Genomic DNA, 26,421 nt, shown 5'->3' with positions numbered 1-26,421 from the left:
TGTTTTTTGCGCGAAAGCGCAGTGCTAACGTTGTGGAAGCAATGTGTTTTCACAGGACATGGCGTTCTTAGACTGAGTTCCTCTATTCAGCGGATGCTGGGACACCCGCTGAAAGAAGTAAAAAAAAACCTTACAGCACTTTGACTGTAAGGTTTAATGATTTTGATGAAGATAAAGTTAGTCCTCGTGTCGACGTGGTGCGCGTGAACGACCTTGTCCACCTTCACGGCGACCTCCATCACGGCGTCCGCCATCTCGACGCTCTCCGCCGCGTCCTCCACGACGATCTCCGCCACGTCCGCCATCACGACGTCCGTTAAAGTTACGGTTACCACCGCGGCCACGATCTCCTCCGCCACGGTTACCAGAACGCTCACGACGCATTGGTAATGGACGTTCTTCAGTAATTGTTACTGGCGTATCATCTGGCTCTTTTGTTAATGAACGAATTGCAGCAGCTACAACATCGATTGCATCATGGTTTTCAAGTATTTCTGTCGCAAGTGTACGATAATCACCTAAGTTGTTGTTCGCAATAAGACCTTCTAGTGTTTCCACAGCTAGGCGTTGTTGACCAACTAAAGCTTCGTCAGTTGTTGGTGGACGAAGTGGTGTCATACGTTTCTTCGTTGTTTCTTCTACAATACGTAAGTAACCCATTTCGCGTGGTGTTACAAATGTTACTGCAAGACCTGATTTACCTGCACGACCTGTACGACCAATACGGTGAACATAAGACTCAGGATCTTGAGGAATATCGAAGTTATAAACATGTGTTACACCAGAAATATCAAGCCCACGAGCAGCTACATCTGTTGCCACAAGAATATCAATTTTATTTTCTTTAAATTGACGTAATACGGAAATACGTTTTGCTTGGCTTAAATCACCATGAATCCCTTCTGCTAGGTAACCACGGATTGATAACGCTTGTGCTAGCTCATCTACGCGACGTTTTGTACGTCCAAAGATGATAGCAAGTTCTGGTTGGTGAACGTTTAATAAACGAGATAAAATGTCGAATTTTTCACGCTCAGCAGATTTCACAAAATATTGATCGATGTTATCAACTGTTAATTCTTTAGCCTTAATTTTTACGATTTCTGGATCACGCATGAAAGTCTCAGCAATTTTACGGATTGCTGGTGGCATTGTTGCTGAGAACAATAATGTTTGACGTTCAGAAGGCACATTTTCTAAGATTGAATTAATATCATCAATAAAGCCCATGTTTAACATTTCATCAGCTTCATCAAGTACCAATGTTTGAACATCTTCTAGTTTTAAAGTACGACGATTAATATGGTCAATTATACGACCAGGTGTACCTACGATAATTTGAGGTTTATTTTTCAGTGCACGGATTTGACGGCCGATTTCTTGGCCACCGTAAACTGATAATAATTTTACACGTTTATCATAACCAATTTTATATAGCTCTTCTGAAACTTGAATCGCTAATTCACGAGTTGGAGCAATTACTAATGCTTGGATATTAGGGTTTTTTGGGTCAATTTTTTCGATAAGTGGAATCCCGAAAGCGGCAGTTTTACCTGTACCCGTTTGCGCTTGACCTAACACGTCACGGCCTTCAATAGCAAAACGAATAGTACCTTCTTGGATTGGTGTTGCTTCTTCAAATCCCATACGCTTTACTGAGCGTAATGTAGATTCGCTAATATTTAATTCTGAAAAATTTGTCAAACTTCTCAATCTCCTTTTTTTGCTTTTAAGTTGACAAATGGTTACATTTTCAGATGAAGTTGTCGGCAAATTCGAGCCTGTGTTTTGGAACGTTTCCGTTACTTAAAATTTTTCTCTATATGATGGTCACATAGAGCTCTCTTATATGAAAAGGAAAGCCCGGTCTTTACCGAGCGGTTTGATTCTGTCGTAATTATTCACTTTAGAATAAAACCGTTGTGTTCAAAAAAAAGTACTCTTCAATCAAATATGAAGAGTCTTCGCACAAAATGTATCCATTGCTTACACTAGTCTAACATGGGATTAAAACGTATGCAACGATAACGCATGAGTCGTAATAATCTGACTACTTTACGCGCTCTTTAAAAACGCCAAAACGCAAGAAAACCATTCAGAGCAATCTTCACCATAACATATATGATGCTTCCCTTTATCAGAAATATACAAAGTTTTATCGTTCGAGGTTAATTGATCATATAAAAATTGAGCGGTATGATATGGCACTATTCCGTCTAATTTTCCTTGTACAATATACACCGGAACTTTAATATCCTTATAATACGGCTCTACCATTCGAACAAGCTTCATGAATTCTATAGTTGACGATAGTGGCACATGATTAAACTTATGTCGGTATCGTAAATACAGCTCATTATTAGACAGATTACGATGATACGCCTCAGTGGCAAGCACTTTAAAATCTTTTACCAGTTGCTTCGGACTCACATACTTGGCAGCAGCACTTAGTAAAACAAGCTTTTTCACTTTATAACGTTTAGCTAAATAAAGCGCTATAATGCCACCCATTGAAAACCCAACTACTATTACTTCATTTACTTTTTTAGCAAGAGCACGAAAAGCGAGCTCGGCATCCATTAACCAATGCTTAGCAGTGAAACCACGCATTTGTAATTCCTCTCCATGCCCTGACAAAGTAGGTTCTTCAATCAGCCAATTTGTATGCGTACGTAAATAGGTAGTAAAAGGTTTTACTTCATAAGGTCCGCCTGAAAATCCATGTATACATAACACACCTACTGACATTATTTTCACCTCTAAATGTGTAACTTATTTAAATCAAGAATTGAAAGAATCGGTGAGAGAATGTCCCACCGATTCCTTGTTTCATTTTATGACGTAAATGTACGTAAGATTGTTTCTAATTTCATACCACGAGAGCCTTTTAGTAAAACGATAGATTCCTCGTTAGCTTGCTGTAGTTTTTCGATAATAGGCGTATAATCATCCTCAACATAAAGCAAATGATCCTCATCAAAACGCTCTTTTAAGACTTCATTTAAATAAGCCATTCGCGGGCCAAATAAACATACATAAGCGATTTCTTCTGCACGAATATCCTTCGATAGATCTTCATGGAAATGCTTTTCATTTGGGCCAAGTTCAAGCATATCACCTAGCACAAGCCATTTTTCGGGGCGAATTGTTGTCGATGCTACAAATTGAATAGCCGCCTTCATAGAGGTAGGTGCAGCATTGTAAGCATCATTAATAAACAATGCCCCATTTGATCCATTCACTTGTTGCATGCGCATATCCGTTAGAGCTACTTGTTTTAAGGATGCACGAATTTGGTCATCGTTTAAACCTAGCTTTTGAGAAATTAACATAGCGACTAATGTATTTTTCACCTGATGCTTCCCGAGAACGGAAATAAAGAAATCTCCTTCAATCACACCATGTGTAGAGAAGCCACTACCATCAGCAGTTGCTTCAATATTGTCCGCATACAATAGATTGCCACGCTCTAAACCAAATGCCACTGCATTTAACTGCTGCTCTTTCGCAACTAGTTCTTGAAGCAGCGGTTCATCTCCATCATAAAATAGCACTCCATCCGGTTGCATTCCTTGAATTATTTCAAACTTGGCTTTAGCGATTCCGGCACGTGAGCCTAAATCTTGCATATGAGCCTCGCCTATATTTGTAATCACTGTCATATGTGGACGAGCAAGCTTCGTTAAAAATTCTATTTCACCAAAACCACTCATTCCCATTTCAAGTACAGCGACATCAGTATCTTCATCTAGCTGTAAAACCGTAATAGGTAAACCTAGTTCATTATTAAAATTCCCAATTGTCTTTTGTACTTTAAAAAATGGTGTTAGCGTTCCTGCTAAAATATCTTTCGTCGACGTTTTACCGTTCGAACCAGTAATACCAATAAATTTCGCTTTATGCTCACTGCGATAGGCACGGGCCATTTGCTGAAGCGCTAATTCTGGATCATCTACAAAGAGTAATGGTACACCTTGTGGTGGATTTGGTTCATCTTTCTGCCAAAGAGAAGCACCTGCTCCTTTTTCAAAAGCCTGCATAACAAATTTATGTCCATTGGCTGTCTCACCACGAAATGGTACAAACAGATCCCCTTGTTGAATTGTACGTGTATCAATGGAAATTCCTGATACGACCGTATCACCAAAAACTGGCACATCTTCATTTAACCATGTAGCTAACTGCTTTAATGTTTTTTTCACAATAATCCCACTCAGTCTTTTTTATAGTGAAGCTGTTGTTTTTCTTCAAAACGCTCAATTGCTAGTGTAATCAGACGATTAATCAGCTCTGGGTAGCTTACATTTGTATGCTGCCATAAAAGAGGATACATGCTAACAGGTGTAAAACCTGGCATTGTATTCACTTCGTTAATATAAATGCTGTTATCGGCCGTCACAAAAAAGTCCGCACGAACTAAACCGCTTCCATCAATAGCTTTGAACGATCGCTTTGCTAGCTCCTGTAAGCTTGATACTGTTTCAGTAGGAAGCTCTGCTGGAATAATAAGGGCTGTTGAGCCATCTTTATATTTAGAGTCATAATCATAAAATTCAGTTACTGGTTTAATTTCACCAGGTACAGAAACTTCCGGGAAGTCATTTCCTAGCACAGCTAGTTCAATTTCACGAGCGACAATACCTTGCTCAATTACAATTTTACGATCATACTGTAAGGCTATTTCGATAGCCTTCACTAATTCTTCACGATTTGTTGCCTTGTTAATTCCGACACTTGATCCCAAGTTTGCAGGTTTCACAAACAACGGCCATTCCAACTTTTCTTCACAACGAGCAAGGATAGCCTCCTGTTCATTAGCCCATTCGCTACGAATGAAGTACGTATATGGCACTTGTGGTAAGCCGGCAATTTCAAATAATTGCTTCATAACTACTTTATCCATACCTGTTGCTGATGCTAACACACCATTTCCTACATAAGGCAAATTTAAAACCTCAAGTAAACCTTGAACAGTTCCATCTTCACCATTAGTACCATGAAGTAATGGGAAAATTACATCGAATTGTACAGATTCACCATCTTTATCGATTAAAAAGTTTGTAATATTATTTTCTAAAATAGTGGCATCATCACCAAATTGTAATTCTTCAATTGTACTTGCAGGTTTTTTTAGACGCTCGCCGCGGCGCCATTCCCCTTCAAGTGTAATGAAAATCGGATATACTTCATACTCCTCGAAATTCAAAGCTCCTGTGACTGCACGTGCTGTCGACAATGACACCTCATGCTCTGCTGACTTTCCTCCGTATAATAAACCGATTCTTTTTTTCATTTTTGTGCCCTCCACATACTTCTTGAGTACTATTAGTTTATCATGAAACGTCTTGACAAATGACATCAATTTCACTTTGGCGTAATTGAGTCCAGATTTTGAGAGGAAGTGAAACTTTTAGCCTGAGTTCCTCTAGTTCAATTGGTGTTTGAATACCCTCTGAAAAGGTACCACATCCATATTTTACTCACCACATTTAAAGGCGAGAGTCTTCTGTAGCTGTCGCTACAAAAAATAATGACTAAATTAAGATAAAAATCTCACCGTAATTTTGACGGTGAGATTTAGAGTATATTCATTCTACGTACAAATGAATAGATCAATTATGCCTAGGCATAATTGCGTCAGGAATCAGCTTTGTGCTTAGGCCTGCGTGACGCAGGTCAGTTATCAGTTATCGCATGGATGCGATGATTTTAGGCTAATATCCTATGTGAACTCCCTTCTGATTCCATGACATCCGCCCGGAGGCTTAAGGTCAACAAATGTATTTACGCGAAAGCGAAGCGGCAGCAGCAGATGTTTTTTGTGCGAAAGCGTAGTGCTAACGCAGCGGCAGCGACATGATGTTGGTCACTTAGTCGTGTGTTGTGCTATCGCTTCGCTTTCGCACAGATAAATTGCCTCAGGATTTGGCGTTCTTAGACTGAGTTCCTCTATTTCAGCGAGTGTTTGGATGCCTGTAGCTGACATTGCACTTTCGCTACAAAGAACATTCGCTGAAAGAAGTTAAATAATATAAATTAATTCATCGTGCTCATTTTTCAAAATTGTATTTAAATCATCCCATACCTCATCAGGGAAGGAATATTCTGACAGATTTCGAATTTCGATACCGTAAGCTACTTTAGGCTTTTCAATTCGATACAACGATAACAGTGCTCCGTCTTTAGTAAAAGAACGATAGGCACGCAAAAACTCAGGTGAAATAGAAGGAATACTCGATTTCACTTTCCGTCTCCAAAAACCCGTGCTACGTTCCTTTTCACGAATCAAACTGTTTAAAACATTCGCAAGAAGTAAATCAGAATCACTTAAATGGCGAAAATAAATTTTAGTCATTTTCTCTAAGTCTGAAGAATAGTAGACAAATCGATTTTGTAATTTATTAAAAAATGGTGAAGTAATCGGCTCCTTTTTATGACTTATGTAAAGCAATTCTCCTTGTTCCATCGGTGTTAGTTGGTCTAGCCTCTTCTCATCCATAAAGTCTATCCAACACAATTCTTTGGATTCAGTAGCTTTCTTTACAAATTTAGATACTTCCTCTTCTGGTATATAATCAAACTGTGTATGCATATTAAAGGAACCATCTTCATAGGAATGTTTCAATAACAGTAAGTGATGCAGTGGTTCAAGTGCAGCCACAAATTGCGAGAATTTAAGCCCGCTAAAAATAACAAATTTATCGACATCATTCATATGAACATAAACATGGTACATAAAATCTTCAGCTGACTTTAATTTTTTAGCCACAACCATCACCCCATTCTTCACTACATTATAAAACTAAACATGAATTTTTTGAAACATTTTATGCTAATAATCGTCATAACAATATTCACAGGCGTAAAATTGTTTTTTACGGTATAATATGAATGTTAAAGATGCTATTAGATATCTGTTTTTAACCACTCTGAATGAACAAATTTTTAAAAATATAATTCTATTCATTTTTTACAAATATCAGCGAGGATTCTAAGCCATAAACAAGCATCGAGCCTCCTCGTTTACACAATTACTTCGGTATCAATATTTACCTCTTGACCTAAGGTGAATACTCCTTAACAATTATACATTGGCATAATTGTTAAGGAGGCTTTAACTTCTTTCGCGGGTGTTCGAAAAGTAGCTTAAATCCGCATTCATCTCACCACCGAAAGAAATGGGAGACTTTTGTTGAAAGAAGTTAAATATATTTGGTAGCATATTGAATTGGAATTAATTCGAATCAAATTTACTCATGAAGAGATACTATATTAATTTAGGTGGCTTGTATGGAAAATAAACGAAATTTCGCGAATCGTTTTGACTGGACGCTCGCTTTAATACTTTTAACCTTCCTAGTCATAAGTTTGTTAGCCATTTCGTCGGCGCAAACATCAGGTCAGTATGGCGTTAACTATGTTCCTAAACAATTGCAATGGTACGTCATTTGCTCAGTAATTATTGGAGTAGTTATGTTTTTTGAACCTGACCAATATAAAAAAATGTCTTGGTATATGTACGGTGCAGGAATCGCCTTATTAGTACTGCTTATCTTCATGCCAGAAGGTACAGGACAAATCGGTGAAAAAATTAATGGTGCAAAAAGCTGGTATCATACACCTTTAGGGAATATCCAACCCTCTGAGTTTATGAAAACCTTTTATATTCTAGCACTTGCTCGACTTATTAGTAAGCACAACGAAGTTTATTCATTTAGATCAATAAAAACAGACTTTATATTGTTAGGTAAAATTGCTGCTACACTGTTACTGCCATTAGCTCTTATCATGAAGCAGCCTGACCTTGGTTCGGCATTAGTATTCTTTGCCATTACAGCTGCTATCGTCATCGTAGCTGGCATATCATGGAAAATTATTTTACCAACTTTACTAGGTGGCGCTATAGTAGGTGGTTCTCTTTTATGGATGGCACTCTATATGCAGAGTTTCTTAGAGGAAACATTCGGCTTTAAACCGTATCAGTTTGCTCGAATCTATTCTTGGTTAGATCCATATTCATATTCTTCTAGTGATGGATACCATTTAATTACTTCCTTAAACGCTATTGGTTCAGGTGAAATTTTCGGAAAAGGTTACCGCGGTCGTGAGGTTTACGTTGCCGAAAATCATACCGATTTTATTTTTACGGTTATCGGAGAAGAATGGGGTTTTATTGGTGCTAGTATCGTTATTTGTATTTTCTTTTTATTAATCTATCATTTAACAAAAACTACACTATTATTGAAAGATCCATTCTCAACTTATGTATGTGCCGGTATTATTGCAATGATTACATTCCACGTATTTGAAAATATCGGTATGACTATTCAGCTATTACCTATTACCGGTATTCCCCTACCGTTTATCAGTTACGGGGGAAGTTCATTGATGGGGAACTCGCTAGCCATCGGTCTTGTTTTCAGTATGCGTTTCCACTATCGTACGTACATGTTTACTACTCACGATGATGATGATTAATTATGGATAAAAAAATGGGTAGTCTCAATTACGAGACTACCCATTTTCATTTGTAAAACGAGTTAAGCTTGAACTTGCGGAGTTTGCGTTGGTGGTGTTAGCACTTTTAAAAGTTCAAGTCGAGACTTTGTTACAGTGGCTGTTACACCCAACTTAGATAAATTCGAAACAATCTTTTTCAAATCTACTTCTTTTTTCATACATTCCACCTCAATCTTTCCTCGAATTTATATAACGTTTTATTTCCAAAAAAGTTTCATTTTTGCAACTGTATGATGTCTGACGAGTTAATCTCTTTCTATCATACCATTTAACTCTGCTATAAAATTTTTCAATTCTGTTACAATGTAAATTTTTCCTTCACATAACTATTTACCATCTCATAATCAAAGCGTGGGATTGATTTCCGTTCCGACTGTGCGTCCAGTTTCCACTCTAATCAACTATAACGTGTTAATAAATGTCATTCCTTTAAATTCATTTACCACTAAATAGCAAAAATTAAACATAAAAATATAAAATACCGATATACCCTCTAGTAGTATACCCCAGGGATAATTTAATACACTATGCGACATTCGATACAAAAAATTAAAAATAGAATGAGTCCTTTTAGTTACTTTAAAGATTGTCATTAATTTTAAATATCAACCTAATTCCATTGTTAACAGTCTGCCGTTTTTTATACATTGTTTTAGTCCCGTTTCTCTACTTATGCCATGCGTATTAACAAATGTCGTCCCCTAATTTAGTAATGAGCCATTAAGCAAATCAATTATGCCTCGGTATAATTGCGTCCGGAGGCTTTTGGCCAACAAATGTTTTTTGCGCGAAAGCAAAACGAATATTCTTCCGTCTTCTTGTAATAACAATAACAAGAGAGGTAGAATATACATACTAAAATATCATATGAAAGCAGGGTACTGTATGAAAAAGGCAATTTTATTATTAATGTCTGTTCAATTCCTCGTCTACCTAGGATTTGGAATTATTATACCCGTCTTACCCGAGGTTGTAGTTCAGCAAAATTGGGATGAAATACACGTAGGTGGCCTACTTACAGTGTACTCTCTTGCAAGCTTTTTCACTGCACCATTTTGGGGTATGCTGTCCGATAAGGTAGGTCGTAAGCAACTTATATTAATGGGCCTAGTTGGTTTTAGCTTAAGCTTTGTTATTTTCTCTTTATTTATTGATAATTTAGCAATGTTGTACTTCTCACGTGTTGTGGGTGGTTTATTCTCAGGCGCACTATACACAGCCGTGACAGGCTTTGTAGGAGATATGTCGAGTGAGGAGGATCGCAATAAATATATGGGTCTCATGGGCATGTCCATCGGGCTTGGTTTTATTTTCGGTCCTGCAATCGGTGGTATGCTAGGACACTATAGTCTGCAACTGCCATTTATCGCTTCTGCAACATTAATTGCACTACTATTTATTTATGCAAGTTTTGTTTTAAAAGAACCTGCAAAACGAAAAGATACAAATAAACGTGCCATTGTGCCAAAGGGTGCGACTAAAATGCTGCAGTACCGTGTGCGTTATTTATTTATGTTCTCATTTTTAGTGACTTTTATGCTGGCTGGTGTAGAAGCAACGTTTCAGTTATTCCAAATTGGTCGAATTCAAATTACACCGTTACAAATAGGTTATTTGTTTATGTTTAGTGGCTTTGTAGATGCGGCTATTCAAGGTGGTGTTGTTAGACGTATTAAAAATGGAAGCGAGACAACTTGGTTAATAGGTGCACAAATTGTCACAGCGATAGGTATGCTTTTATTTACTTTAACAGCTAACTTATTTATGGCAGGTTTTGCTCTTTGTGTTTTCACAGCAGGAAATGCGCTCGCAAGAACATGTGTCGTATCTCTTTCGACTAAAGAATCTGGTGGTCAATACGGGACTGCCGCGGGTCTTTCCTATTCAATGGATAACCTAGGACGCATTCTAGGTCCACTATTCTTCACTTGGCTATTTACGATACAATCTAGTCTAGGCTATTATACTTCAGCAGCAGTAGCCGTCTTTTCAATAAGTTTAATATTTATTTTTAAAGCATCAAATAAATCTTTACGATTTGAATAATTTGTTGATAAAAAGCCGTAACTTAATAGTAATTCGAGGTTTATAGAACACAGCAAGGGATATTATCTCCTTGAAGCAGAATATCGGAGGGCTCTGCATGAACGAAATAACAAATCTTTTACTTCCAAAAGAGTTAGAATCGTTTCGTTTTGAAATTGAAGATACACTACTTTCAGCAATAATTATCACGCCCTATAAGCGTTCAACAACATTTACGGAAAGTAAATTTGCCGGGGAACCCTATTTACCCTGTCACCAAGCCTACCCGAAAGATATTACAGGCGAACCTATGCGGCTATTAGCTCAAATTAACTTTGCAGAAATGCCACCACTGAAGGATTTCCCATCTGAGGGTATCTTGCAATTTTTTATTTCATCTAATATTTTTGTAAATGCTGATCATTATCACGAGGATATTTTCCAGCAATTTTATAAAATACGGTTTTATCCTTCCGTAAATTTTGAAGCGACAGTCCCTAGTCAGGAATTTTTAGCACAAACAGCAGATGATATGTTCCCTATTCAGCAGGAGTTAGCATTACAATTTCAACTGATCCAAGAACCTGTATCTGCTTTAGATTATCGCGCGATACACTATTTACCAAACTTAATTCCTTCATCTGAAGATGTTGATTTACGTGAGATTTATTTACAACACTTCTTAGGGGCTGGAGCTAAAATTGGTGGTTATGCCTATTTTTTAGAGGAAGATATCCGTCACGAATCTCAGCTCCTTAAACGATATGATGTATTGCTACTCCAAATAGACTCTAATGACGAAATCGGTATTATGTGGGCAGATAGTGGCGTTGGAAAGTTTTTTATTAACCGAGAAAAGCTTCTTCAAGGGGATTTTTCTGATATTTTATTTCAATGGGAACATTATTAATCATTGATCTTCATTCGGCAAATGTGCGAAGAAGAAGCGGCAGCTTACAACAATCACGACAAGGCGAAATTATTTTGGATTACCTCGTTCTAGTTTTGGAGGTAATCCTTTTCCGTGCTTACTAACAATTTCTTATCTTCTTTCCACATATAAAGTAAGCTATACTAGATATATTGCAAAAATATAGTAAAGGTAGGTGTAGGAATGAGTATTTTTACAGACTTAGGATTTCTAGTATCTTTAATTATGTTTGTCAATATTTTAGCAGCAATGGTCATTATTTTTTTAGAGCGTAAAGATGCCACTTCTACATGGGCATGGATTCTCGTACTATTTTTCATTCCATTAGGTGGGTTTATTTTATACTTGCTATTCGGACGACGATTACGGAAAAAACATTTATTCCGTTGGGAAGGACGCAAGGATATTGGTATCGATAACCTCATTAGCTATCAGACAGAAGCGATCCGAGATGATACATTCGAGTTTCGTATAGAAAATGCGGAAAATTATAAAGAAATGATTTATATGCATCTTAAAACAAATAATGCAGTATTAACGCAGGACAACCACATTGATATTTTTGATGATGGTGCAAATAAATTTGAGCAACTTCTGAAAGATATTGAGGTAGCAAAAGATCATATTCATATTCAATATTATATTTTCCGTCTAGATGACTTAGGTACACGCATTATTGATAAGCTTATTAAAAAAGCAAAGCAAGGAGTTAAGGTAAGAGTCTTATATGATGAAATGGGCTCACGTAACGTTAAAAAGCGCCATTTCAAGGAATTGCTTAACGCAGGCGGTGAAGTCGAAGTATTTTTCCCATCTATTTTTCCACTTATAAATCCTCGTTTAAATTTTAGAAATCACCGAAAAATCGTTGTAATTGATGGCCGTATTGGTTACATCGGTGGCTTTAATGTCGGGGATGAGTACCTTGGTCTACAAAAGAAGTTTGGCTATTGGAGAGATACACATTTACGTATTGAGGGTAGTGCAGTACATCCATTACAGACACGCTTTTTACTTGATTGGAATCAAGCTAGCGAGCAACAAAAAATGGGTTATTCGGATCGTTACTTCCCGGCTATTCCGAAAAAAGGCGATGTAGGATTACAAATCGTTTCTAGCGGCCCTGACTCTGAATGGGAACAAATTAAAATTGGTTATTTAAAGCTTATCAATATGGCAAAAAAATACATTTATATCCAAACGCCATATTTCATACCTGATGTTAGTTTTTTAGAAGCTATTAAAATTGCAACGCTCTCAGGCATTGATGTAAGGATCATGATTCCGAATAAGCCTGATCATATGTTTGTTTATTGGGCTACATACTCATACGTAGGACAATTATTGCGTGCAGGAGCAAAAGTTTATATTTATGAGAAGGGCTTTATTCATGCTAAAGCAATTATTATTGACGATGAAGCATCTACAGTCGGGACTGCAAACCTTGACGTACGAAGTTTTAGTTTGAATTTTGAAGTAAATGCCTTTATTTATGACTCAACGATTTCACATCAACTTGCTGAGCTGTTTGAAAAGGATATTTTTGATTGTACTGAATTAACTTGGGAAATGTACAAAAATCGTTCTACACTGATTAAATTTAAAGAATCAGTTTCACGCTTATTAACACCTATCTTGTAGAATGTAGAAAAAGGAAGAGAGCTAGTTCATTAATGATGAACAACTCTCTTCCCTTTTTTATTTCACACCTAAATATTCTTCTAGCGTAATATTTTGTTTTTTTATATCTTTTGCTATGTCTACACCAACATAACGGTAATGCCATGACTCATACATATAACCTGTGATATCTTCTTTATTTTGGGGGAATCGTAAAATAAAGCCGTAGTCTTGAGCGTGTGTAAATAACCATTGCCCCGCTGGTGTTTCACCGAATTCTTCCGTTAACCATAAATCATTTTTGCCTTTCTCCCCTATATCAAAGGCCAAACCTGTTTGATGCTCTGAATAACCTGGTCGAGCACTATAGCGATCAGCCGCAGCTTGCCCATCGCGTTTAGCGTAATTATTATATAATGTTGTTTGATAGTCAAAAGATCGATAGCCGCTAAAGGCTACTAAATCAAAACCTTGTTGTTTTGCTACAGCAATCATTTTGTTCAGAGCTTGACGTGCCTCAGGATCCTCTCCAGGCGCAAAGGTAGATGGTAGAGGATATATTTTATTCGCTAATAAAATACCTTTAATATATGTCGGCTCAGTTGGTAATGTTTGATTTGGGATATAGCCATTTTCATCTGGCTTCTGTTCTGGCTTAACAGGATTATCTGCTGTTTTTTCCGGCTCTTCTTTTGCAGGTGAATCTTTTTTAGTTGGTTCAGCTGCTTCTTGTTCATGTTCATCTGATGCTTTACTTACCGGTTTATTTTTATAGTTATAAACTACGAAAATAGATACAATAAGCGCCACTGAAATTACAGCACCTAGGATGAGTGGTAAACGTTTCTTTTTCACTTTTTTTACCCCTTTTAAAGTTATCCAGTACTATGGTAAGTATCCTCTTTCAAAGAATTTAGAAAGAACAGTCCTAGTAAGTACGGATACTATTTTGTACTATATTAGTTCATCATCCAAAGTTATGGATACGTTTGTTAAAACGTCTACTATGTGAATAAATTGATTGGAGTGGAGACTGGCGACTCCTAGGGGTTGAGACCCTGGAGTGAGCATTGCGAGTGACGCGGCTTATCGGACGCCCTTCAGGAAGCTTTGCTCTGCGCGAAAGCGAAGCGTCGGCGACAATGTTTTATCTGCGCGAAAGCGACGCGTCAGCGACATTGTTTTATCTGCGCGAAAGCGAAGCGTCAGCGACAAAAGCGCCCAGTCGGAACGGAAATCAACCATACGTTTTGGTGATGATCCACTATATTGGTATAGTCTCATTTTAGCACTGTTCACAATTTAGGGTGTAGATTTTCACCAATGATTTTAAAACTTCTTTCACCGAGTGTCCAAATACCTGCACCTGTCGCTACGGCTTTCGCGCAGAAAATATCTACAGGCCTGTGCACAAAGTCGATTCCCGACGCAATTATGCCGAGGCATAATTGATTATTAGTCTGTGAGAATAATAATAAACACTGCTATAGAAGCAATTGAGAAAAAGATTGCCATGTACTTCATCCACTTTGCCTCTTTTACATACCCTTGCTCTTTAAAACTTTTTGCCCTAAAACCATTCGATACGGCAAACATAATAGTCATTGCCAATACCGCAAAATTAAAATTACCCATGATAATAAATACGATAGCCGCAATACTAAAAATCGCGACTAGAATAGATGTTAACCACTTTATGTTCATCTTGCTGTCCCCCTAAAAAAATCGAGGCTACATAAGCGCCTCGACATAAATTGTTTTATGAGTTTACTTTTTCCGGATGCTCCGAATAAAATTTTCGACCGATATATGTTTGAATAATCAACAATGCGCCGCTGACTGACCAGTAAAGTGGTAGGGCTGCCATAGATGACATCGAGATAAAGACAATCATAATTGGTGAAATGTAAATAAACATTTTCATTTGTGCTTTTTGTTGCTCTGGTACTGTCCATAAAGATACGCGTGCTTGAACTAAATATACAAGACCTGCAACAATTGTCATAGCGATATCAGGTGAGCCTAAGCTAAACCATAAAAATTCGTGTGCTTTCACATCTGTAGAATATAAAATGGAGAAATAAAGACCCATGATAATTGGCATTTGAATTAACATTGGTAAACAGCCCATGTTGAGTGGATTAATACCATGTTTTTGATATAACGCCATCATTTCTTGTTGATACTGCGTTTGCTCTTCTTTTGTCTTTGCTTCCTTCATCTTCTTCTGAACAGCTTCCATTTCAGGCTTAAACGCATCCATTTTCATTTTCATCTTTTGTTGCGAACGATAATTTTTTAACATAATCGGCATTAAAATTAAACGAATAAGAACCGTAATAGCGATGATTGCTAAACCATAGCTACCTGAAAAAATAGTGTTACCGAAAAATTCTAATAAAAATTCCATTGGTTTTACAAAGATACTATAGAAAAAACCTTCTTTGTTTTGCACAGCTTGACAACCACTAAGAACAAAAACGGCAATTCCAAGCATTGAAAATAACTTCAATTTTTTCATTTTTCCACCTACTATTATTTATCAACTAAAATGAAGTATACATTATTGGGTCTATCTTTATCAAATAGCAAGTGCTACTAATTCCATAGCATAAAAAAAAGAAGCGAGCTTTAGCATCGCTAGTATGTCCGCATCTATTTAATATTCTTATTTTAACTCATTGTTAATAAAACTAAGTTTACTTCTGGCTATCAACTATGCCTCGGCATAGTTACGTCCGGAGGCTTTAACTTATTTCAGCGGATGTTAGGACACCCGCTGAAATAAGTTAAACGTTTTGAAGCTCTGATTCCGCCATCTCAAAACGATAAAACTCATGATGTAGCTCGTCTCGGAAATGCTTAGGCGTTACCCCAGTATATTTTTTAAAGATGCGGGTAAAGTAGCTTTGGTTACAGAAATGGAATTGATCTGAAATAGAAGTAATACTTTTATTAGTGTGTCTAAGGTAGTACTGTGACTCTTCTACTCGACGAACATTTAGATATTCAACTAGTGTAATACCAACATGTTCTCTAAAAATACGCGATAAATGACTAGTACTTATATGGAAGTTATTTGCGATACTTTCCACTGTTAAGTCATTTTCCAATTCATCATTTATATACATAATTACTTTATTAACTGTCTGGTGACGGAAAGTCGGTTGCTTGCGATCTGCAATAAAATAGACAAAGAAATCAATTAAATCGTCAGCGAATTGTAAAAATTCTGCGTCTTTCATTTGATTTTCGATCATATCATTACAAGCAATGTTAAAAGCAAATGCTTTCTTCGAAGGAACTTGATTGTCTAGCAATTTACGAGCAACAATTGACGACAAAACAGAAAAATAACTTCGAACAATTTTAATGACTTGTTTGCCAAAACGTATTGAAAGAATATCAATTAATTCATGCAAAGTTTTCTTAGCCTTTACAGATTCTAAATGGTAAATTTCAAATATTAATTTCGACTCAATATTAAAAAATTCTTCTATACCGATGTATTGGTTAATACTATCGATCTCTTGAAAGTATCTTTTGGATATCGTTTCTGACATAGAATGTTGATGTAGTTGCATAATCTTCCCCATCTTTCCTCAGATTGCACGAATTGCTCTTTTGCAATTTTTGACAACGATCTGTTTCGTATAAGAAAATAGTATTTCCTAATTAATTTATGAATTGAGTCATATTTCACAATTATATTATTGAATATAACTTAAAAATAACCCAACTAAACCACCAGTTACAAAAAAAATAGACTATAAAGTGAATTTTACCATATTCTGCGATTTCCTTTCAACCACATTTTATCCATGGCACTAGTTCTAATTTATCACATATACATAGTAGAAACCTCGCAAACTTATTTACCTACACTTAGATTTTACCATATACATATCAAATTGAATTAGTAATTATTTAAAAATTGTTACAAATTATGTAATGCGTTTTACAACTTTATATTTCATCAATCGACATTTCTCTTTTTTATTCCGAAATCTTCTCTATATAATTTATACGAATATGTAGTAAAATAGATGATAATACTATTTTTAAAAGTTTAACGAGGTGTTAATAGTGGATCCAAAACAAATAGAAGAAATTATGGAGATTATTAAGGAGTTCTTCCCCGAGAACACTTCCATTGCAATTTCCGATACAAACGAATACTTGTACTACCAAGCAAGCAAAAAAGTTGATTTAAAAATCAAACCTGGCGACCCAATTAAAGAAGGTTCTGCAGCTCATAAAGCGTTAAACTACGGACAAAAGATTAGCTCTTACATAGAGCCTGATGTATTTGGAGTAGCATATTACGGCATGAGTATCCCTTTAATGGAGGAAGGTGAAACTAAGGGTGCTATCACTGCAATCTTCCCACAAAAGCCGTCAGCATTTTTAACGAACTACATTACAATCAAAATTGATGATTGTTGGTACCCAATCAAGCATGATCAGGTCATTTATCTTGAAACACAGCTCCGAAAAACATTTGTTAAGACAATGAGCCGTGAAGGATATCACCGTTTAAACCTAAGTGATCTTGAGCTATTTTTAGCACCTGACTCATTTATACGTTGTCACCGCTCTTATATCGTTAACATTGACTACATTGATGAAATTCAACCAGATTCACATTCAACGTTTTTATTAATCATGAAAGACGGTACTCGTATTCCTGTCAGCCAACGCTACGCAAGTTACTTCCGTCGTTCTTTAGGTTTCTAATTTCGATAAGTACAGCGAGCATTTGTTCGCTGTACTTTTTTCTTACTAAATTTATATACCCATTATCAACAGTTTGGGATGGCATTAGTTAAAGCTCTAAAAATGTACCAGGAAAGCGCACATCGAAACGGAAATCAACCCCTCATTATGTTGTTAAATCTTTTATATTTAGAAAATTTCCACTGTAGCTCTACATTAAAACGTTTTCTCTGTCGAAAACTCGATTTTATGCTCATTTTTCCTCTTTTTACTCAATTTAATGCTATTTCTAAAGTTTTTGTGACAATTTGGTGATAGTATTATTCAAATGGTTGGAGTCATACTACAACCAAATAAACAGAAAATTCTTACGCGTTTTTTCTAGTTTTGTAATCGGTTTCCATCAAACTTTTTAGGGGAGGATTTTTTTATGGATGCAAATGTTCAAAAACGCCTAGGCTTAAAAGAACTTGAAAGTAAAATTGTTACTGCTGAAGAAGCTGCTGCACTGATCTCTGACGGTGATGTAGTTGGTATGAGTGGATTCACTCGTGCGGGGGACGCAAAAGTTGTTCCTATGGCTTTAGTAGAGCGCGCTAAAAACGAAAAATTCAAAATTGATGTATATACAGGGGCTTCTTTAGGACCTGAAGTTGATAATTACTTAGCTGATGCTGGTGTTATTCGCAAACGTGGACCGTTCCAAGGAGACGCAAAGATCCGTAGTTTAATTAACTCTGGTGATGTCCTTTATGTAGACGCTCATCTTTCACATAACGCTGAATTAGTTCGTCAAGGAATTATTGGACCAATTAAATATTTAATTCTTGAAGCTGTTGCTATTACAGAAGATGGACTTATTATCCCAACAAACTCTGTAGGTAACTCACCAATCTTCGCTGATTATGCTGAAAATATTATTGTCGAATTAAATATCTCTCATCCAGAAGCTTTAATTGGTATTCACGATATCTATGTACCAGGTGAGCAAGGTCAACGTGAAGCAATCCCAATGACTGATGCTATGCAACGCATTGGTGAAATCGGTATTAAAGTAGATCCAGCTAAAATTAAAGCGATTGTTATTTCTGAAGAGCCAGATGCTCCTTCATTAATCGTTCCGCCAGATGAAGAAACACAAACAATGGCGAACATTTTATTAGACTTCTTCCGCGATGAAATTAAAGCTGGTCGCTTAACAAATCAATTAATGCCATTACAATCTGGTGTAGGTTCTGTTGCAAACGCTGTACTTGACGGCTTCGCAAATTCAGAATTTGAAGATTTAGTTGTTGCTTCTGAAGTACTTCAAGATGCTGTATTCAACTTAATTGACGCTGGTAAAGTTAAATTTGCAGCAGCTACTTCAATTACACTGACAGAAGAATTACAGAAAAAAGTATATGGCAACCTAGAGAAATATGCTGATAAAATTTGCTTACGTCCACAAGAAATTTCTAACCACCCAGAGCTTATCCGTCGTTTGGGTCTAATCTCAATCAACACTGCTCTTGAATTAGATATCTATGGCAACGTAAACTCAACACACGTATCTGGTACTCGTATGATGAACGGTATCGGTGGTTCAGGTGACTTTGCACGTAACGCACGTCTAGGTATTTTCGTTACTAAATCATACGCAAAAGGCGGCGCTATCTCTTCAATCGTGCCAATGGTTTCTCACGTAGACCACACTGAACATGATGTTGATGTAATCGTAACTGAGCAAGGTATTGCTGACTTACGTGGTCTTGCACCGCAAGAGCGTGTACCTTTAATTATCGAAAACTGTGCACACCCAGATTACAAAGAACAACTTTGGGATTACTATAACCGTGCGCTAGAAGCAACTGGCGGCCATCAAACACCTCATATTTTAGAGGAAGCACTTTCTTGGCACGTAAATCTTGCTAAAAACAAAACAATGAAAAAAGAAGTTGCTAAAGCTTAATTTTCATTAACAGAAACGCCTCATAGGTTAAAACCTTATGAGGCGTTCTTTTTTTGTTGAGAATGGTATAATAAGAGTGATATTGATTCTCACTTACAATTTCCCATCGGAGGAACTATGAAGAAACTTATTTATTTGATTATATTCTTTTCATTTTTCGACTTATTTACCCAGCTTCCTGTCATGAGTACATATGCTGAATCCTTAGGGGCATCAGCCTTCATTACCGGCCTAGCAGTAGGTATGTATTCTCTTTCCAATACATTCGGTAATATTATCTCTGGATTTTTAACGGATCGTAAGGGACCCTTTACTATTTTAATCCTAGGTCTTTTAACAACAGGTCTTTCACTATCACTTTATAATTTAGTAGAAGATCCTATTATTCTATTAGTAGTCCGCTTTATACATGGATTAGTTGCAGGCTTTATCGTTCCTGCTGCCTTCACATTTTTAGCAAATGCAACTAAGCAAGAAAAAAGAGGTAAGGGTAGCGCTATCTCTGGAGCATTTGTTGGCATCGCAGCGATAATCGGACCTGCATTTAGTGGAATTTTAGCGAGTCGAACTAGCGTACCATTCGTTTTTAATATAACAGCTAGCTTTATGCTCTTGTTAGGGGTACTTGCCTTCTTTTTACTAAAATCAAATCAGGTTAAAAAAGGAAATTCCGCTCCAACTGCAAATATTCCTTTTTATGTACTTTTTAAAAATATAGGTGCATTAAAAGCCTTCACCAGTGCATTCTTTTTGATGTTTTCTCAAGGGGTTATCGCCTATCTCCTTCCTCTAAAAGTACAATCTTTAGGCTTTGATTCGCGCTTAAGTGGAACTTTGATGAGTACATTCGGAATTATTGCTGTACTCGTATTTATTTTGCCGACTAATCGCATTTTCGATAGGGTGGCACCAATTAAAACATTATCACTTGGTATAAGTTTAATGGGGATAAGTCAATTATTAATTAGTCAGGCAGATTCAAGTACGTTACTTTATATCGCAATGGCCTGCTATGGTATCGGGTTTGGCTTCCTATTCCCATCAGTAAATTCACTTTTAATCGACTCTACGACTGCTGAAATTCGTGGAAAAGCCTATGGTTATTTTTATGCCTTCTTTTCACTAGGAGTTGTTCTAGGTTCCTCATTGCTCGGGTGGCTCTCTCTAGGTATTGTCGGTGGCTTTATATTTACTGGAATTGTATTATTAGTATTTGCAACGATCATTATATGTACACAAAAAAGACCTTCTCACGTGAAATGAGAAGGTTTTTTTTTATTAATTCTTTTTTTCATGAATTTCTTCATGATAGTAATGGATACCTGTATGTCCCCCACCTTCAGCAACCATTTCGTTTGAAGCTATTTTTGTTGGAGACGTTCCAGCTTCTGTCGCTACTTCAGTCGATATACGCTCTGATATGTCTTTGTGCATCTCCATATTCGTTGTATTCAAATAAGATGCTAATTTAGATTTTGTACTATTGAGCATACTTAATGCTTTATCACGATTTTCTTTTTTACTTAAATAAGATGCTGCTAAAGCTAGCCCTGCAATCACAACACCTGTTCCTTTACCTTTTGCCATTATAAATCCCTCCCCAAAATATAAAATCTGGCTCTATATTTTATCTTTTCCTTATTATTTGAGGACTAAACATAATTTTTATATACATTACAGCATATATAAAAAGAGAGAACTCATTTATAATTCTTTTCCTCCAACAAAATTCATAGTAAGTCTGTATTCCAAGACATAGGTAATCATCTTCCTACACAATTTTATTTTCTTGCTTATTATCAAAACTATGAGTGACATTTAAATGCCCAAACGAAACTGAAATCAATCCCACGTTATGATAATGAGCTGTTTTTTCATAAATATTTATGATTGCAAATGACAATTAAAGGGAAATAATGTATTAATACTAATAATTGGAGAGTGATTATCGTGAAGGATTTGGATTCAGTATATGATTGGGTAGACATGGCTTCATTAATAGGCGGAGCGGGCTTCTTAACATTACTAATTTATAGCATTTTACTGTAAGGAGCAGCGTGGAATCTTTCAGCGGATGTTTACTAAAACATTTGTAGCTGACTTTTCACTTTCGCTACAATAACATAATTTAAAAGGCAATCCGCTTTATCTAACAAGCAGATTGCCTTATTTTTTATCCCGCATTAACGGGCAGTAAGTTTCACCATAAAATTTGAAATAAGATGAGATTAAAACTGCCCGAAAACGCCCGATTGGTGAAGACTAATAATCAGTGGGGATAAAAAAATCCCCACTGATCAAAGTTCCACTTTATTGTTTTACATCATTATAATCATTAGATTTTTCAAATGCTGCAACTACATACGAGCAAACGGCTTCCATTTTATAACCTTTTTGACGTGCATAAGCTGCAGCATGATCCAACAATTTTTTTGCCACGCCTTGGCCACGGAGCTTATCTGATACATATGTGTGATCCATTACCATTACTTGACCCTTTTGTTGCCATGTAATTTCCGCTAATCTTTCCCCTTCTTGCTCATAGACAAAAGCAAGTTTATTTTCTGCTAGCTGTTGTAATTGAAATTCCATTTCTCACCACTCCTTTTTTTCATAGTAACATAGCTTTTTTAATGTGGCACTTAAAAAAGTCCATCCCTCAAAAAATAAAAGAATCTGCTACCTTTCTCTAGCAATCAAGAGAAAGTGTTGCAGATTCTTTTTTGAATTAATTAAACCATGACGCAATTGTATCCTTTAAATTAGCAAAGAAATTTTTCACACTTTCCCAGAATCCTTTATCTTCCATCAGTGATCCAAATTTATCTTTTATCGTACTGCTAATATCATCTAATTGTTTAGACCATTGACTAAAATCAATGTCAAGTTTACTAATTTTGTTCATTAAATCAACTAGCAATTGACGGTCCTTGTCACTTAAATTGATTTCAAGCTTGTTTAATTGCTCTTGCACAATCTTTTCAACCTCTTCTTTAGTTGCTGGTTTTGATTCTGCAATATCTTTTTTGATTTCTGTTAGTAATTCTGCAACCTTAGCATCGTCCACACCTGCCGATTGCGTTAGAGTAGTTGCTACTGTTAGTTCGTCATTTGCAACATCTGTACGATCAGTATCAAGCTTTTCACCTGTTGTTACTTCGTAAGCTTTGTATATTCCAACAAGCGCTGAATGACCTGTTACTGCTTTAGGCGCCGCCACCTGTACTGTTGCATCTTCAATACCTGCAGTTAACATGGCATTCGCATACATTTCAGAAGTTACCTGTGTAATATTTGACGGTGTAACAATTTCAATAACTAAGCCTTCTCCTGCATTCTTACGTGTAATTTTGGCAGAAGAATACATACGAGAGCTTGAATTACTATCTTTAATATATTTAACTAAGTCTTGACCTGAAACTGTAATTTCTTCAACTTCAGGCTCTTCTTTAACTTTTAACGACTCTTTTACAGACTCTTTTTCAGCCTCAGATAAGTTTGCACCATATACGACGATTGGTACTCCTAATTTTTCATCAATTGCTTTAGGTGGCGTATTATCGGCTGCAAAACCTGTTGCTGGTGCCATCACGCCAAATACTAACATAGTCGCAGTTAGTATTTTTATCCATATTTTTTCCAAATTGTGTGACCCCTTTCGTTAGAAAACTCTTTTGGCCTGTATAATGTTTGCCCATTAATTATGCCTCGTCCGGATTCGGCTTTGTACTTGCATTAAGAGCTCCATTCCGAATCCGCGACATCCTCCCGCGGCTTTAGGCCAACAAATGTTTTTTGCGCGAAAGCGTAGTGCTAACGTAGCGTCAGCAGCGTGTTTTTGTCTGTGCGAAAGCGAAGCGACAGCAAAAGGGTTTTATCTGCGCGAAAGCAAAGCGACAGCGGCAACACAGCACGATGCTGGTCCACTCAGTCGTTGCCACAGGACGTGGCGCTCTTAGACTAAGTTCCTCTATGTCAACAGATGTTTGGCCACATGCTAAAAGAAGGTAAGCAATAATTAGTACGAAAAAAAGACGAGAAGGTTTCAAAGTAGCTCTCGTCATTTTTTAAATTTCATTTATTAGTCGGTAATCCTATCTTAGTTAGAAGAATATCTAACTACAATCACAATCAATTATGCCTCGGCATAATTGCGTCCGGAATCGACCGAAGGCATTAACTTTTTTCAGCGGATGTTTGGACACCCGCTGGAAAGTGACTTAAAACCGCACTCTTCTCACCAAATATAGAGGTTGGAGACTTCTGTAACTGTCGTTTCACTTACGTTACAAAAAACATGTGCTAAAAGTAGTTAAATTTCCTCTGTCCAACCGTCCTGCTGTTTTACCTTACCAGCTTTCATAAGCGTACCTAACGCTCGTTTAAATGCACCTTTACTCATTTTAAACATTTCTTGAACTTCATCAGGTGAGGATTTATCGCCAAATGGCATTTTGCCCCCTACCTCTTGTAGATAATTTAAAATTCTTTGTGCATCATCTGAAAGACGCTCATGCTTACGTGGTAAAAGTGAACCATTCATTGAACCATCATCTTTTACATCAATAATACGAACATCTACGTCTTGTCCAAGACGAGGTTCTTCATTACGCTCTGACTCGTGAACAAAAATTCGGTACGGAATTTCTACACCTAATAAAAATGAGCCAACTGGTAATAAACGATATGGACGTGCCTTAATGTTTTTATTATGCATTTCTTCAAATGCACCTTCATACAATTCCGAAATTTTTTCTTCAGTAGCTAAACGTCCAAATAAATCACCATTGCGATCTGTGCGTAATGTCATAAATAAATGGTCGCCTGGTGCTGGCCAAAGCTCTTTTATTGCAGGTAAATCTTCAGCTTTTACTAGTACCTCACGTGACGTACCGATATCTACAAAGGCCCCTTCACGCTCGACTACTTTTAGAACACGAGCCCAGCCATATTCCCCTTGTACGAAAGATGGTATAGCTGTTGTTGCTGCTAAATCACCACGACGATCCGCAAATAAAAATACTTCAAGGCGGTCACCTACTGAAAGTGGCTCTGTTACCTCTGAAGCATTTAAGGGTAGTTCGTCAACTCCATTTGTTAATATCCATTTCGATGCTTGTTGCTCTAATACAGTTAACGTAACAACTTCACCTGATTTTAATTCGTTCATATTGTCTTCCTTTCTCTCTTACCATCATTTTGGTAAAAAACTTATCCGCTGGTTGCTATAACATCTGTAGCTGGCGCTTCACAAAAAACATCTGTACCTGTCGCTTCGCTTTCGGTACTAAAACATCTGTACCTGTCGCTTCGCTTTCGGTACTAAAACATCTGCTGAAAGAAGTTAAAAGTTATGATGTGTTTTCGATGCCTCTAGTTTTTTCGCGATATCCGGATTTTCTTCCATTACCTGCACAAGATCCGCAATTCGATCGATTGAATTCCAACTTAAATGATGTTCAATTCCTTCTACATCATCGTAAATTCGCTCTTCATCTACACCAATGATTCGCAAAAATTGCTCTAGAAGTTCGTGACGCTGTACAAGACGTTTTCCAAGCTTTTCTCCTCTAGGCGTCAATGTAAGGCCACGGTATTTTTCATAAACTAAATAACCATCTTTATCTAATTTTTGAACCATTTTTGTAACAGAAGAAGGAAGAACAGATAATGCTTCAGCAATGTCAGACACACGAGCATACCCTTTATTAGTGATTAATAAATATATTTGTTCGATATGGTCCTCCATACTAGGTGTTGGCATATCCTATTCCCTCTCTTTCCTTTTCTTACTCTCTAGTTTACTACAAGCTTGCCTTAAAAGTTAACTGAAAATACATATGCCAGAAAATCAATACATGTGCAGCATAAAAAGAACCAACTTCATACGTTGGCTCCCTTGTAGTTGAAAAATTTGTGTCAATGTAATTAAGGTATCTTTAAATAAAGTATTGTCTTTGGCAAAGCGAGGGGTTGATTTCCGTTCCGACTGGGCGCTTTGTTGTTGTTGTTGTCACTACGCTTTCGCACAGAGCAAAGCTTCCTGGGGGCGTCCGATGGAAATCACCCTCATATAATGCATCACATCATTCACTAAGATTTCCTTGACCATTTTGTTTTTCAAAAATATGAAGAGCCAACTTCATATAGAAGTTGGCTCTTCCTTATGTCGAGGATGCTTATTTACCACATGTAATGCATGAATAATCTCTTTATTGATTCGTTCGATATTTTCAGGAGTATTCATCATTCTAAATGCTTCATCTCGGGTTTCCATAGATGTAACATACTTGCTAGGCAATGCATTTAGTGTAAGTGCCACTGCGTCAAATTCACATATTTCACATTTACAAAATGTTTGATATTCTGGTCCTCGTAGTAGAAAACTTACTAAACCACGCACAATTTCCTCTGTAACATTTACTAAAATAGGATCTGACATTTCAAACCTTCGCCTCATTTATATTTAATTGTTACATTATTCCTGAAACCATAATAACGTTAACAAAGTTTTTTTTCAAGAATCGCCAATAGCATCTATAACAAATATCACTAACTCCTTAGAATGAAGCAATTAAGCCTCGGCATAAATGCGTCTGAAGGCTTTAGACCAACAAATTTTTTGCGCGAAAGCGAAGCGTCAGCAGCAGATGGTTTT

The 26,421-nt window shown here is 36.8% G+C and carries 23 protein-coding genes; 7 read left to right on the top strand and 16 right to left on the bottom strand.

Annotated features, from left to right (window positions below; translation table 11 throughout):
- Positions 1-177 precede the first annotated feature (177 nt).
- From cshA to JNUCC51_RS14030, 5 genes are all read right to left on the bottom strand, one after another.
- Positions 178-1,704, bottom strand: coding sequence for a degradosome RNA helicase CshA (cshA, locus tag JNUCC51_RS14050; protein ID WP_337988586.1), 1,527 nt, complete (start codon positions 1,702-1,704; stop codon positions 178-180).
- A gap of 351 nt (positions 1,705-2,055) precedes the next feature.
- The gene (locus tag JNUCC51_RS14045; RefSeq protein WP_337988585.1) at positions 2,056-2,748 is read right to left on the bottom strand and encodes an alpha/beta hydrolase; all 693 of its coding nucleotides are present in this window, start codon (positions 2,746-2,748) and stop codon (positions 2,056-2,058) included.
- An 86-nt stretch (positions 2,749-2,834) separates the two neighbouring features.
- Positions 2,835-4,202 carry a UDP-N-acetylmuramoyl-tripeptide--D-alanyl-D-alanine ligase gene (locus JNUCC51_RS14040; protein WP_337988584.1) on the bottom strand — a complete coding sequence of 456 codons (1,368 nt, stop codon included), beginning with the start codon at positions 4,200-4,202 and terminating at the stop codon, positions 2,835-2,837.
- Positions 4,203-4,213: 11 nt separating this feature from the next.
- The gene (locus JNUCC51_RS14035; RefSeq protein ID WP_337988583.1) at positions 4,214-5,293 is read right to left on the bottom strand and encodes a D-alanine--D-alanine ligase; all 1,080 of its coding nucleotides are present in this window, start codon (positions 5,291-5,293) and stop codon (positions 4,214-4,216) included.
- Between the two features lie 729 nt (positions 5,294-6,022).
- Positions 6,023-6,775 carry a hypothetical protein gene (locus JNUCC51_RS14030; protein WP_049663415.1) on the bottom strand — a complete coding sequence of 251 codons (753 nt, stop codon included), beginning with the start codon at positions 6,773-6,775 and terminating at the stop codon, positions 6,023-6,025.
- Between the two features lie 515 nt (positions 6,776-7,290).
- Here JNUCC51_RS14030 and JNUCC51_RS14025 point away from each other — a divergent pair.
- Positions 7,291-8,478: an FtsW/RodA/SpoVE family cell cycle protein gene (locus JNUCC51_RS14025; protein ID WP_337988582.1), complete on the top strand. Its 1,188-nt coding sequence runs from the start codon at positions 7,291-7,293 to the stop codon at positions 8,476-8,478.
- 62 nt (positions 8,479-8,540) lie between these two features.
- Here the strand turns inward: JNUCC51_RS14025 and JNUCC51_RS14020 are convergent, their stop codons facing one another.
- Positions 8,541-8,678 carry an Lmo0850 family protein gene (locus JNUCC51_RS14020; RefSeq protein ID WP_166672133.1) on the bottom strand — a complete coding sequence of 46 codons (138 nt, stop codon included), beginning with the start codon at positions 8,676-8,678 and terminating at the stop codon, positions 8,541-8,543.
- Positions 8,679-9,405: 727 nt separating this feature from the next.
- Between JNUCC51_RS14020 and JNUCC51_RS14015 the strand changes: the two genes are divergently transcribed.
- The 3 genes from JNUCC51_RS14015 (at position 9,406) to cls (ending at position 13,117) form a co-directional block, all read left to right on the top strand.
- Positions 9,406-10,566, top strand: a complete 1,161-nt coding sequence (locus tag JNUCC51_RS14015) for an MFS transporter (protein ID WP_337988581.1) — start codon at positions 9,406-9,408, stop codon at positions 10,564-10,566.
- A gap of 97 nt (positions 10,567-10,663) precedes the next feature.
- Entirely contained in the window at positions 10,664-11,455 is a 792-nt protein-coding gene (locus tag JNUCC51_RS14010) for a YwqG family protein (RefSeq protein ID WP_337988580.1), read from the top strand.
- Positions 11,456-11,659: 204 nt separating this feature from the next.
- A complete protein-coding gene (cls, locus tag JNUCC51_RS14005) occupies positions 11,660-13,117 on the top strand; it encodes a cardiolipin synthase (RefSeq protein ID WP_337988579.1) in 1,458 nt (485 codons plus the stop codon).
- A 57-nt stretch (positions 13,118-13,174) separates the two neighbouring features.
- Here the strand turns inward: cls and JNUCC51_RS14000 are convergent, their stop codons facing one another.
- The 4 genes from JNUCC51_RS14000 to JNUCC51_RS13985 all read right to left on the bottom strand — a co-directional run bounded on the left by JNUCC51_RS14000 (position 13,175) and on the right by JNUCC51_RS13985 (position 16,680).
- Positions 13,175-13,951 (bottom strand): M15 family metallopeptidase, encoded by a 777-nt coding sequence (locus JNUCC51_RS14000; RefSeq protein ID WP_337988578.1) that lies wholly within the window; start codon positions 13,949-13,951, stop codon positions 13,175-13,177.
- 600 nt (positions 13,952-14,551) lie between these two features.
- Positions 14,552-14,800 (bottom strand): hypothetical protein, encoded by a 249-nt coding sequence (locus tag JNUCC51_RS13995; RefSeq protein ID WP_337988577.1) that lies wholly within the window; start codon positions 14,798-14,800, stop codon positions 14,552-14,554.
- A gap of 55 nt (positions 14,801-14,855) precedes the next feature.
- Complete coding sequence (yidC, locus tag JNUCC51_RS13990) at positions 14,856-15,617, bottom strand: membrane protein insertase YidC (protein ID WP_134022897.1); 762 nt, start codon at positions 15,615-15,617, stop codon at positions 14,856-14,858.
- Positions 15,618-15,885: 268 nt separating this feature from the next.
- Entirely contained in the window at positions 15,886-16,680 is a 795-nt protein-coding gene (locus JNUCC51_RS13985) for a helix-turn-helix transcriptional regulator (RefSeq protein WP_049663395.1), read from the bottom strand.
- Positions 16,681-17,182: 502 nt separating this feature from the next.
- Between JNUCC51_RS13985 and JNUCC51_RS13980 the strand changes: the two genes are divergently transcribed.
- The 3 genes from JNUCC51_RS13980 to JNUCC51_RS13970 all read left to right on the top strand — a co-directional run bounded on the left by JNUCC51_RS13980 (position 17,183) and on the right by JNUCC51_RS13970 (position 21,026).
- A complete protein-coding gene (locus JNUCC51_RS13980) occupies positions 17,183-17,833 on the top strand; it encodes a LytTR family DNA-binding domain-containing protein (RefSeq protein ID WP_049663393.1) in 651 nt (216 codons plus the stop codon).
- Positions 17,834-18,242: 409 nt separating this feature from the next.
- Positions 18,243-19,763 carry a succinyl-CoA:acetate CoA-transferase ScpC gene (scpC, locus tag JNUCC51_RS13975; RefSeq protein ID WP_337988576.1) on the top strand — a complete coding sequence of 507 codons (1,521 nt, stop codon included), beginning with the start codon at positions 18,243-18,245 and terminating at the stop codon, positions 19,761-19,763.
- A gap of 117 nt (positions 19,764-19,880) precedes the next feature.
- Positions 19,881-21,026 (top strand): MFS transporter, encoded by a 1,146-nt coding sequence (locus JNUCC51_RS13970; RefSeq protein WP_337988575.1) that lies wholly within the window; start codon positions 19,881-19,883, stop codon positions 21,024-21,026.
- A 15-nt stretch (positions 21,027-21,041) separates the two neighbouring features.
- Here JNUCC51_RS13970 and JNUCC51_RS13965 read toward each other — a convergent pair whose 3' ends face one another.
- The 6 genes from JNUCC51_RS13965 to JNUCC51_RS13940 form a co-directional block, all read right to left on the bottom strand.
- Positions 21,042-21,350, bottom strand: coding sequence for a YbyB family protein (locus tag JNUCC51_RS13965; protein ID WP_337988574.1), 309 nt, complete (start codon positions 21,348-21,350; stop codon positions 21,042-21,044).
- Positions 21,351-22,073: 723 nt separating this feature from the next.
- Complete coding sequence (locus JNUCC51_RS13960) at positions 22,074-22,355, bottom strand: GNAT family N-acetyltransferase (RefSeq protein ID WP_049663383.1); 282 nt, start codon at positions 22,353-22,355, stop codon at positions 22,074-22,076.
- Positions 22,356-22,491: 136 nt separating this feature from the next.
- The gene (locus JNUCC51_RS13955) at positions 22,492-23,406 is read right to left on the bottom strand and encodes a DUF1002 domain-containing protein (protein WP_337988573.1); all 915 of its coding nucleotides are present in this window, start codon (positions 23,404-23,406) and stop codon (positions 22,492-22,494) included.
- 669 nt (positions 23,407-24,075) lie between these two features.
- Entirely contained in the window at positions 24,076-24,933 is an 858-nt protein-coding gene (locus JNUCC51_RS13950; protein WP_337988572.1) for a CvfB family protein, read from the bottom strand.
- 174 nt (positions 24,934-25,107) lie between these two features.
- The gene (gene mntR / locus JNUCC51_RS13945) at positions 25,108-25,527 is read right to left on the bottom strand and encodes a transcriptional regulator MntR (protein WP_049663374.1); all 420 of its coding nucleotides are present in this window, start codon (positions 25,525-25,527) and stop codon (positions 25,108-25,110) included.
- 378 nt (positions 25,528-25,905) lie between these two features.
- Positions 25,906-26,205: a late competence development ComFB family protein gene (locus JNUCC51_RS13940; protein WP_337988571.1), complete on the bottom strand. Its 300-nt coding sequence runs from the start codon at positions 26,203-26,205 to the stop codon at positions 25,906-25,908.
- Positions 26,206-26,421 lie beyond the last annotated feature (216 nt).

The sequence above is a fragment of the Lysinibacillus sp. JNUCC 51 genome (genome assembly GCF_015999525.1).
Taxonomy (GTDB): domain Bacteria; phylum Bacillota; class Bacilli; order Bacillales_A; family Planococcaceae; genus Lysinibacillus; species Lysinibacillus xylanilyticus.
This window is presented reverse-complemented; position numbering and strand designations above follow the sequence as displayed.